This is a genomic window from Mycobacterium sp. (genome assembly GCF_052145595.1).
In the GTDB taxonomy this organism is placed as follows: Bacteria; Actinomycetota; Actinomycetes; order Mycobacteriales; family Mycobacteriaceae; genus Mycobacterium.
The window spans coordinates 1-2,737 of record NZ_JBKQOI010000034.1 but is presented as its reverse complement, the minus strand read 5'-3'; the positions used below and the strand labels follow the sequence as shown (position 1 = coordinate 2,737).

The window sequence follows — 2,737 nt, the reverse complement described above, 5'->3', positions numbered from 1 at the left end:
GCTGCGGGGTCGCCATATGGCTCATCATGAGGAATCCGACGGTGTCCATGCCGAGCTCGCGAGCGGCGGCGATGTGGTGTGCCGAGATGTCGGCCTCGGTGCAGTGGGTCGCGACGCGCACTACGCTGGCGCCGGCCCGGTTGGCGGCGGCGAGCTGGCGCACGGTTCCGATGCCCGGCAGCACAAGCGTTGCCACTCGTGCGTTCTTGACGACGCCGGCCACCGCCTCGATCCATTCCAGATCCGTGCGGGCGCCGAATCCGTAGATGCAGCTTGACCCCGACAGCCCATCGCCGTGCGCCACCTCGATCGAGTCCACCCCGGCCGCGTCCAGCGCTGCCGCGATCTGGGTCACCTGTTCCAGGCTGTATTGGTGTCGCACCGCGTGCATTCCGTCGCGCAGTGTGACGTCACTGATGTAGAGCGGCTCGGTCATTTCGATACTCCAATACTTCTCATCGAATGGGCCGCGATGCGTTCGGCGGTGGCCAGCGCGGCGGAGGTCATGATGTCGAGGTTGCCGGCATATGCGGGCAGGTAGTCGGCAGCGCCGGTCACCTGCAGCATCACGGTGACCCTGGTGCCGATGAATTTCCCGGTCTCGGGTATGTGCAGCGGGTTGTCGGCGTCGAACGACTCGAACTGAACGGGTTGCTTGAGCTTGTATCCGGGCACGTAGCGCTGCACTTCGTTCACCATGGCGGTGATGGACGCGTCGATGGTCGCGTGATCGCAGTCGCCCTCAACGAGGCAATACACCGTGTTGCGCATCAGAATCGGCGGATCGGCCGGATTGAGGATCATGACCACTTTGCTTCTCTGCGCCCCGCCTACGACTCTGAGTGCGGTAGCGGTCGTTTCGATGAACTCGTCGATATTGGCCCGAGTGCCCGGGCCGGCCGACTTGGACGACATCGACGACACGATCTCGGCGTAGGACACGAACGCCGACTGGTGGACGGCGGCGACGATCGGCACGGTGGCCTGGCCGCCGCAGGTGACCATATTGAGGTTCGGCGCGTCGTCGATGTGGTCCTCGAGGTTGACCACCGGGACGCAGAACGGTCCGATGGCTGCGGGGGTGAGGTCGAGAACGCGTACACCGGTGTGGCGCAGCACCTCCCAGTGCTTGGCGTGTGCGCCCGCGGAGGTGGCGTCGAACACCAGTCGGATGTCGTCGAAATCGGGCATGGCGAGCAATCCGTCGATGCCTTGCGAAGAGGTGGGCACGCCAAGCCGTTTGGCCCGGGCCAGGCCGTCGGATGCGGGGTCGATGCCGATCATCGCAGCCATAGTCAATGGTCCTGGGCTGCGAAGGATCTTCATCATCAGGTCGGTGCCGATGTTGCCCGAGCCGATGATTGCGACCGGGAATCGTTCATTACTCATAAAACTGCTCCTCTACTTCTACTCGAAACTCACGGTGACCGCGCCGAGCCCGCTGATGACGGCCGACGCATGGTCGCCCGCCACGACGAACGACGCCGTGGTGTAGGAGCCGGACATCACGAACTGGCCGGGCTCGATTGCGGTGCCGTAGCGGGCCAGCGCGTTGGCCAGCCAGGCCACGGCCGCAGCCGGATCGCCCATCACGGCAGTCCCGTCGCCGGTGCCGACGACGGTGTCGTTCACGGCGAGTGTGGCGGTGGTTTCGGGCAGCGGCGGCAGGTCGCGGATCGGAACCCAGTCGCCCAACACCACCGCTCCAGAGCTGGCATTGTCGGCGATCGTGTCCGCCAGCGTGATGCGCCAGTCAGCGATCCGGCTGTCGACGATCTCCAATGCCGGGGCCACCGCCTCGGTGGCCGCCATCACGTCGTCGACGGTCACTCCCGGGCCGCGCAGCGGTGCCCGCAGCAGAAACGCCACCTCCGGTTCGACGCGAGGCGCGCAGAATGCGGTCACCGGCACCTCGGCGCCGTTGGGCAGCACCATGCTGTCGAGGATGTAGCCGAAGTCGGGCTCATCGACACCGAGGAGTTCCTGCATCGGCGCGGAGGTGAGCCCGATCTTGTGACCGCACAGCACGCCACCCTGGTCAAGGTGGCGGGTGAGGTTGAGACGCTGCACCGAATACGCCTGTGACACATCCAGATTCGGGTACGTCTGGGTCAGCGGTTGAATCGGGATGCCGCTGCCCTGGGCGTCGTAGAGCAGCTGAGCGGCATCTGTCAGCTGGGCGGATTGAGCGGTCACGACTGTTCTCCTGACTGCAGCAGCTGGACCGCCGAGTCGAACACAAGTCGGGCGTGTAGGCGCAACAGCTCGATCAAGTCCACCGAGTCGCCGCCGACTTCCTTGGCGATGAACAAGCCGTCGGCGCCGGCGATGGCATAAGTAGTGATCAGACGCACGCTTTGGCCGTCGAGCCCGGGCGCGATGTCGCGCACGATCCCCTCAAACCGGTGAAACGCTCGGTCGCGGACCTCGAGAAACATCTCCCTGGCCCGCGGTTCGACCGGGCGATGCTCCAGTGCCAGCATCAGACCCAGACGCAGGAAGTCGGGGGCATCGAGCAACGCCTTGGCCACCTGCGTCCCCAACTCGATCGCCTGCTCGCGGGTCCCCTGCCCGCTCGGCAGCTCCAGTGCGGCCAGCCACCTCTGGAAGCTGCGGTCGATCACCGCGGCGATCAGGTCGTCCTTGTCGGCGAAATGCCAGTAGATCGACGTCGGCGGCAGGCCGCTTTTCTTGCTGACCAGCGAGATCGTGGTGCCCTCGTAGCCACGCTCGGTGG

General features: G+C 65.5%; 3 protein-coding genes and 1 pseudogene. All 4 read right to left on the bottom strand.

Annotated elements, in window-relative coordinates; translation table 11 throughout:
- Nucleotides 1-436, bottom strand: a pseudogene (locus ACLP4W_RS02365) (4-hydroxy-2-oxovalerate aldolase); the annotation flags it as partial.
- Nucleotides 433-1,389, bottom strand: coding sequence for an acetaldehyde dehydrogenase (acetylating) (locus ACLP4W_RS02360; protein WP_442383752.1), 957 nt, complete (start codon nucleotides 1,387-1,389; stop codon nucleotides 433-435). The pseudogene ACLP4W_RS02365 and the gene ACLP4W_RS02360, both read right to left, overlap by 4 nt.
- Nucleotides 1,390-1,407: 18 nt before the next feature.
- On the bottom strand, nucleotides 1,408-2,196 hold the full coding sequence (locus ACLP4W_RS02355; protein WP_442383750.1) for a 2-keto-4-pentenoate hydratase: 789 nt from the start codon (nucleotides 2,194-2,196) through the stop codon (nucleotides 1,408-1,410).
- The coding region (locus ACLP4W_RS02350) for a TetR/AcrR family transcriptional regulator (RefSeq protein WP_442383748.1) at nucleotides 2,193-2,737 on the bottom strand (545 nt) is incomplete at its 5' end. The genes ACLP4W_RS02355 and ACLP4W_RS02350, both read right to left, overlap by 4 nt.

Bases quoted from the DNA above. Each gene is read 5' to 3' on its own strand.
- ACLP4W_RS02360 (WP_442383752.1), bottom strand. From the start codon at position 1,389: ATGAGTAATGAACGATTCCCGGTCGCAATCATCGGCTCGGGCAACATC.